Origin of the sequence: Siminovitchia thermophila (assembly GCF_016909185.1) — a bacterium.
Lineage (GTDB): Bacteria > Bacillota > Bacilli > Bacillales > Bacillaceae_C > Siminovitchia > Siminovitchia thermophila.
In genome coordinates this window covers 144,421-152,327 of record NZ_JAFBFH010000008.1, presented here as the reverse complement: position 1 = coordinate 152,327, position 7,907 = coordinate 144,421, and the positions used below count along the sequence as shown (strand labels likewise).

6 protein-coding genes are annotated in these 7,907 nt (G+C 38.6%); 3 read left to right on the top strand and 3 right to left on the bottom strand.

Annotated elements, in window-relative coordinates:
* Positions 1-185 precede the first annotated feature (185 nt).
* Together JOC94_RS07890 and JOC94_RS07885 are read left to right on the top strand one after the other, a co-directional pair.
* Positions 186-1,526 carry a cyclic 2,3-diphosphoglycerate synthase gene (locus JOC94_RS07890; protein WP_077112682.1) on the top strand — a complete coding sequence of 447 codons (1,341 nt, stop codon included), beginning with the start codon at positions 186-188 and terminating at the stop codon, positions 1,524-1,526.
* Positions 1,527-2,201: 675 nt separating this feature from the next.
* Complete coding sequence (locus tag JOC94_RS07885) at positions 2,202-2,849, top strand: hypothetical protein (RefSeq protein WP_253191900.1); 648 nt, start codon at positions 2,202-2,204, stop codon at positions 2,847-2,849.
* Positions 2,850-3,350: 501 nt separating this feature from the next.
* Here the strand turns inward: JOC94_RS07885 and JOC94_RS07880 are convergent.
* Genes JOC94_RS07880 through JOC94_RS07870 form a run of 3 tightly spaced genes read right to left on the bottom strand, consistent with a single transcriptional unit; the run spans position 3,351 to position 5,853 of the window.
* On the bottom strand, positions 3,351-4,646 hold the full coding sequence (locus JOC94_RS07880) for a hemolysin family protein (protein WP_077112680.1): 1,296 nt from the start codon (positions 4,644-4,646) through the stop codon (positions 3,351-3,353).
* 49 nt (positions 4,647-4,695) lie between these two features.
* Positions 4,696-5,382 (bottom strand): zinc metallopeptidase, encoded by a 687-nt coding sequence (locus JOC94_RS07875; RefSeq protein WP_077112678.1) that lies wholly within the window; start codon positions 5,380-5,382, stop codon positions 4,696-4,698.
* Positions 5,383-5,403: 21 nt separating this feature from the next.
* The gene (locus tag JOC94_RS07870; RefSeq protein ID WP_236017017.1) at positions 5,404-5,853 is read right to left on the bottom strand and encodes a MerR family transcriptional regulator; all 450 of its coding nucleotides are present in this window, start codon (positions 5,851-5,853) and stop codon (positions 5,404-5,406) included.
* Positions 5,854-6,423: 570 nt separating this feature from the next.
* Between JOC94_RS07870 and JOC94_RS07865 the strand changes: the two genes are divergently transcribed.
* Positions 6,424-7,605 carry a DUF4317 domain-containing protein gene (locus JOC94_RS07865; protein ID WP_077112676.1) on the top strand — a complete coding sequence of 394 codons (1,182 nt, stop codon included), beginning with the start codon at positions 6,424-6,426 and terminating at the stop codon, positions 7,603-7,605.
* Positions 7,606-7,907: the final 302 nt, after the last annotated feature.

The window sequence follows — 7,907 nt, the reverse complement described above, 5'->3', positions numbered from 1 at the left end:
AGAATACTTCTTTTACATAAGTATAAAAAAATTGGAAGTCATGTTGGGTAGGTGAGATTCCATCTCACTTCACCCCAACATTTGACATAGAACCAAAGTTCTAGCATATTCGGAAATGCCGTTGTATTAATATACATTCCTAGCTATAATTATAATAACTTATTGTAATTATAGGAGAGAGTTCTATGAAAAGAAAAAATATTATTATTATAGGTGCGGCTGGCAGAGACTTTCACAACTTCAATACGTATTATCGCGATAATGAAGCCTATAAAGTTGTCGCTTTTACAGCAACACAAATTCCAGATATTGATGGACGCAAGTATCCAAGTGAATTAGCGGGTGAACTATACCCTGATGGTATTCCCATTTATTCACAAGATCAATTACCAGAATTGATTAAGGAATTACAAGTGGATGAATGTGTTTTTGCGTATAGTGATATTAGTTACGAGGATGTTATGCGTGTGGGGGCAATCGTGAATGCAGCGGGCGCCAACTTCACATTGCTCGGTCCAAACAGCACGATGTTAAAGAGTAATAAGCCCGTCATTTCTGTTTGCGCGGTGCGAACTGGAACTGGAAAAAGTCAGACGTCGCGAAAAATAATTGAAACGCTGTTGGAGCATGACTTGAAAGTCATTGCAGTGCGACACCCGATGCCGTATGGCGATTTAAATGCGCAACGTGTTCAGCGCTTTGCGACAGTCGAAGATTTAAAGAAACATCGTTGTACAATCGAAGAAATGGAAGAATATGAACCACATGTGGCACGAGGAAATGTTGTGTATGCGGGCGTTGATTATGCAGACATTTTGGCAGCAGCTGAAAATGATCCAGATGGCTGTGACGTTATTTTATGGGATGGGGGAAATAATGATTTCTCTTTCTTTGAGCCTGATTTAGCTGTTACTGTCTTGGACCCGCATCGCCCGGGTCATGAGCTGAAATACTATCCTGGCGAAGTTTGTTTAAGAACAACTGATGTAGCCATCATTAACAAAGTGGATAGTGCGTCAAAGGAAGCCATTCAAATTGTAGAAAATAATATAAAATTTGCAAGCCCCCATAGCACGATTATAAAGGCTGAATCAAAGATTACAGTCGATCATCCGGAAAGTATTATTGGAAAACGCGTGTTAGTCGTTGAAGACGGTCCGACGTTGACACATGGAGAAATGAAACTTGGTGCAGGTACCGTCGCGGCAGAGCGTTTGGGAGCGAAAGAAATCATTGACCCACGTCCATTCGCGGTAGGTACATTAACCGAAACGTTAAATAAATACAAACATATTGGAAACGTCCTTCCAGCAATGGGATACGGCGAACAACAATTAAAAGATCTTGAAAAAACGATTAATAAGGCCGACTGTGATGCAGTGATCATTGGGACACCGATCGACTTAACTCGCGTCATTTCAATTAATAAGCCGTGTACACGTGTACACTATGATTTAGCTGAAATGGGCAGTCCGAATTTAAAAGATATTGTAACAGATTTTATCCAACAACATAAGCTTGTGTGAAGTGACTTTCAAAAACTCCTAAAAAGACTAGCGACTGATTAGTTGTGTACTGAACCCCAAACATACAACATTAGTAGCACAAAACCAAGGCCATGGTTTTGTGCTACTTTTTTTATAGAGGAAGTGAAGAAAAGCCGATCCCTGTCTGCCTTTGGGATCAATATAGAGTCCGCACCTGAAACAGGCTCATTTTCACATCCTTATTTGAACCAATTGAGTATGTTGGATCCGTAGAGAGCTTGTACAAGAAAGTGGAATCGATAAAGTTGAAGACTTCTATGATTGACTAGGGAGGAGTAGAGATTATGAATCAAAAATTAAATAATCATCTATTGGCAAATTAAAAACGCAACCTCAGAGAAAGCCTCATAAGGTTGCAATGATCCGCGTGTATAAATAAGTTTTTTCCTTTGTACGTACCACGGACTTACGTGTGGTAATCCTCGGAGTTTTTCCGTAATTTTGCAATAACTTCCCGTGCGTAATTCCATATCAATTCTACGACAGCATTCATTTCCATGCTAATCCCCCCAACCATAATATGGAAAAAATGTATGAAAAGTAAGCATTTTCACCTATAAAAATGATAATATCTAAAAAGTATAATCCCGAAAATAGAGATGTATGGTATATTTTGGTTAGGTCATTATTACTACATATTAGGAGGGTTTTTTTGTGAAAGAAAAAGGAAGGATGGTTGAAAGGTTTGGTAAAGGTTTTGTATTTTTTATTATTGCAACAGTAATAGTTATTATCGCTTCTTCATATGTTGCACATAAAATTGGCTACCAAAATGCAACAACACTACTAGAAGATAAAAAGCTTACAATTGAAGAAATGGAAAATGAACTTTCAGAAATCAAAAAAGAACAAAAACAAAAATCTGAAGAACTTGAACAGTTAAAAGATGAATATCAAGAAGCAACAGCACTTGTAGATCAAAAAGATGAATTGCAAACAAACGTAGATCAATTACAAGTTAATACAAAGCAAAAAAGTGAAGAAGTAGCTTCTTTAGATACTCAAATAAAAGAAAAACAGAAGGAACTAGAGAAGTTGGAAAATGGCGTTGTTGAAAAAAAAGAAGAGCCTAAAACTTTAGCTGCCGGACAATTTGAAGTTGGAAAGGATATTCCAGAAGGACGATATAAAGTTCAGCCAAATGGTGGAAGAGGGAACTTTTTTGTCAACGATGGACTAAAGGTTAATGTAATACTTGGACATTTCTCCGATGAAATGTATCTTAAAGAATATGTTATAAGTTTAAGTGAAGGTGATATTATAAAAAGTACCTTACCTACAAAATATATACCAATTGAATAAATAGGGATCATTTTTATTCCAATAATAAGTGTGGGACTTCTTTTAGTTGCCCAGCTTTGGTCTTTACTTGGCGCCCTTATGTAAGGGCAACCAAAAACGGTGTTTAAACAAGGGTATGATCAGGTTCTATTAAAGATCATTAATATATTTCATAACAGCGGGTAACAGCGAACTTGGAGGGGGAACCATGTACGAACACTATGCTTCTTGTATTGCTCTGTTTAAGCCTTTTGCATTAATAGGTGGAGGCGTTATGGGAGAGGGCAGGCGTACGTATGGTCTTTGATCCTTATTCAGATATGTATACATCAGATAAGTGAAACCCCAAGGCCTCCAGTTTTTCATCATCAGGCTTCAAGGGATCCGGCGGAATTCCTTTTTGCCATTTTATCATTTAGTCAATAAAATCAAAAGCGAAACTGTGAAGTAAGAGTGATTACGAATCTTACTTCACAGTTTCATGTACATTCCCTATCCCTTTCTCAACAATAACATCTTACACTACGCTTTTTTAACTTCTAAATAATGAATTTGATGCCCATCTTTGTTTTGTACTTTAAATGTATAGCCCTCATGCTCTATTTCTGAATCGAGGTCTGCATCGATGCTTTGGGTCAGGAACCAACCGCCGATTGTGTCCACTTCTTCGTGCTCTAAGTTTGTTCCCAGTAAATGATTTACGTCTTCAATTAGTAATTTTGAATCTAAAATAAAGTGATTTTCACTTAATTTGCGGATTTCGGGTACTTCGTTTTCATCAAATTCATCTCGTATTTCTCCGACAATTTCTTCAAGTATGTCTTCGACGGTAACTAATCCAGACGTACCCCCATATTCATCCATCAGGATCGCAATATGGATCCGTTCTTTCTGCATTTTTACTAGTAAATCATGTATGGGGATCGTCTCAATGACTCGAATGACGGGATTGATGAAATCTTCAATTTGAAACTCTTTATCTGTTTGTTGGGCCAGAAGGTTGGCCGCTAAAAATTCTTTCACATTGATAAAGCCTTTAATATGGTCTTTATCACCGTCAACGACCGGATAGCGTGTAAAATTTTTCACTTTAATCGTATTCAAAATTTCTTCATAGCTATCGTCAATCGAGATGGCCGCAATCTCTGTTCGCGGGACCATAATTTCTTTTGCGATTCGTTCATCGAATTCAAAGATATTATTCATATATTTGAGTTCATTCTTGTTGATTTCCCCACTCTTATAACTTTCAGACAGCAGTATGCGCAGTTCCTCTTCCGAGTGGGCTACTTCATGCTCTGAAGCAGGTTTTATGCCAAATAGTCCAATAAGCAAGCGGGCCGACCCATTTAGCGACCATATGAAAGGGTACATTAATTTATAGAACCAAATAATGGGTACGGCGAAAGCAAGGGTTACCGCCTCAGCTTTCTGAATCGCGACTGTTTTTGGAGCCAGTTCCCCCACCACTACATGTAAAAACGTTACGAGGGAAAAAGCGATGGCGAATGACAAAATACTTGTCAGTGATTCATTTAATTCAAAATGCTCGAATACAGGATGCAATAATTTTTCGACGGTCGGTTCTCCCAGCCATCCTAATCCTAAAGCAGTCATGGTAATCCCCAATTGACATGCGGATAAATATTCATCCAGATGTGTGACAACCCTTTTTGCAGCAAGAGCGCCTTTTTTTCCTTCAGCAATTAATTGATCTATTCTTGATGTACGGACTTTTACAATGGCAAATTCCGTCGCCACGAAAAATGCGGTTAAAGCAATTAATACAGCAATTAAAATTAAGTTTATGGTTGTCAATGAACAGCCTTACGAAAGTAAGACTTACACCTCCCAATAAAAGATCGTTCTATTCTTCAGCATTTCCTTGAAGAAAGATCATGACAAATTTCAATAGTTCAAATACAGCCATCAGTGCTCCCGCGACGTATGTCAATGCGGCTGCATTTAGTACTTTCTTTACACCGTGTTCTTCATCATTAAACAATATACCTTCAGAAAGCATTAAGTTTTTGGCGCGTTTACTTGCATCAAATTCCACTGGGAGTGTAATTAATTGAAAAGCCACTGCTGCCGAGAAGAAGACAATGCCAATACCGATTAAAGATAATTGTTGTAAAAGAAATCCCCCAATAAATAAAAAGGGAGCAACGCCAGAAGCAAAATTCGCCATAGGAAAAATCCGGTGCCGCAGGACAAGAGCTGTATATGATTGTTGATGTTGAATGGCATGACCCACTTCGTGGGCTGCGACGGATACAGATGCGATAGAACGTCCATAATAAACTGGTTCCGATAAACGAACGACACGTTTAATGGGGTCGTAATGATCGGAAAGCATGCCGGGCACGACCTCGATCGGAACGTTGTGCAGCCCGTTGCTGTCCAGAATTTGCCGAGCGACCTCCGCACCAGATAAACCCGTCCGGGTTTTCACCTCTGACCACTTATTAAAATTTCCTTTTACCTTAAATTGTGCCCAAATGGAAATCCCTAATGCCAAGAAAATGAAAATGTCCATTGGATGAAAAAACATGGAAGTATCACCCCCAAAGATTTAACTAAGCAATAAAAGTAATGTTTGTATCAATGACAAACTTTCATGAGAGATTTTTTTCTTAATATCGTCATATTTCTTTTTGTCGGTTTTCTCTAATTGAGCCAGAATTTCAGAAACTTCCTTTTCCAACCCTTTTATTTTCAGTCGCAGTTCTAATACGTCAACTTCTTCTGAATATTTTGCAATGATTTCTTTCTTAATGTCATCTAGTGACATTCCATCTTGTTTTCGTTTTTCAATAAATTCAATTCTTTCAATGGAAGACGGGTCATAGTAACGGTAATTTGAAGCGGAACGTTCCGCTTTCAACAAACCAAGATTCGTATAATAATCGATAGTCCTCTTGGTAACATTAGTTTTATCAGCTAATTCACCGATTCTTAATTTTTCTGTCCCAACTAAACCCCTCCTAACCAAAACGTTATGGTTACAAGACAAATTATACAAAAAATGTTGCTTCCAGGCAATGTTTTTATCATGAGGGAAAATGCTTTTGAAACGCGGGTTTGAGCCTGGAAAACTCTTTTTTTTTTTAGGGAAAGTGTTGTAACAATACCAACCGCAAAGGTCGGCCCAACTTATTTATACGTATACCTTTTCTGCGGGTTTCAATATAAGCCGATTTGGGAGCGGCAAAAAGCGATGGGGGCCGGAATCTTCCTTCACGGTTGGCGAATTTTTGGTGAAGATTGCTTAGCTCCAATCAACGAGAGGCATGTTTGAGGGTGCATGCAGGGGCGGATTCCTTTAACGAAACTGTCAGTATGTAAGAGGTGGCACTTATATGTCTTTAAACAATCTGTCCGGCTATGTTGTTATAATAAGGGAGTGTTCAAAGAGTGATATGCTTCCAATGAGGTAGACGGATACAAAAAGTATAATTCATCTTGCCTGATGGGGAGCGGTTCAGAGCGTATAAACGCCAAATTGGACTTGCTTTTTTAAAGAAATGGAAATTCACCCGGGAAAAATTTGCTTTCCCTTCACAGACCAAACAGTAAGGAGTTGCACTTTCATATGAACAAAAATGATATAGCCAACATTCGTAAACAATTCAAGCTTGATAATGATTTATTAAAAGTCAAAGATATTTTTAATGTCTACATCAGAAAAGAAAGCAGCGATATTTACCATCAAGAGAGCCAGCCGTTTTCCATGCTGGAACGGGAGCAGCAGGAGTTGTTCATGAACAATTTCAAGAAGGTGCTGACCGGAAAATTGGATGTGAAATTATTTGAAGTGAAGTTTCTGGAGCATGCAGAAGATCACACACGGTTTATTCTTCATGAAGGTCTGCAAGCGGACGATGTAGATGAATGGAAGGAGCAGATGTTGCGAATCGTTGAAAAGACGTTCAAGGATGTCCAGTACGAAAAGGATATGGTAGTCACCTTCATTCGGGGAGAGTATTTTAAACCGACGAAAAGAAGTCATGAGGAAGCGGAAGTAAGTGGCCGGGACGAGGTTTATATGCACCCTTTTATTCTCTGTAGCATGAATCAGACGGAGCAGCCGAAAAGAACGTTGGTGTTTGATTATATTGAGAAGGAATTTAAGTCGAACGTCGTAGTTGACTCCATTATCAATATGGCATCTCCGAAAGCGGGATTTTTGTTTCCTTGTTTCACAGACAATTCGGCTGATGTCAATCGCGTGTTATACTCGGCGGGCAAAGCAAACCAACCTGATTATCACTTTATCGAAAATGTGTTAAATGGTGAAGATATTATGACTGCAGAGGATGATAAAGCCGTTTTTGAGTTTGTCGTAAAAGAAGTGGTTGGAGACGAGGTGGATACCCATACGCTGTCCAACGTATACGAAGAAATCAACCGGATGATGGATGAAGAGGAAGGGGCGGAGGAAGAGGTTCCTCCAACATTGGATTATAAAGATGTGGAACGGGTGCTAAAGGTGAGTGGAGTGGAAAATGTCGATACGGATCTAGTGGAAATGGCTTTTCAAAAAGTCGTCGATGACGAGAAGTACGAGCTGAAAGCAAGTAATATTGTTCCGAGTTATACGTCTAAATCTATCAAAATTAATACAAAGGTGGCGAATATTTCTATCAGTCCAAAAGACTTAAAGTATGTTAGACAGGTTCATTTAAACGGCAAGCGCTGTCTGTTGATTGAAGTGGAAGAGGATACAATGATTGAAGGTTTTAAATTGATTCCAGAGACATCTTTGAGTCGCTAGAGAGAATAGATATTGAACAATCAAGGGGTTGTCTAAAAGGGTAAAGGCGTTAAAACTTAAAACCCGAGAATGTTGTTTTTACAGCATTCTTAGGTTTTATTTTTTTGCTTTTCAAGCTCAATATTACTTTTCGGATAGCTCCATATAGCTATGCCAACTGTTGTGGATGGCATTTTTACTTTGGGCAGGTAGGGGCATGTCGGGTATTCTGGAACGTATGGCGCTTCGGGGCAGATGGATCGAATGTAGTTTTAAATGAAAAAATATTTAAATAAATGTAATAAAATACGGAATCATTGACA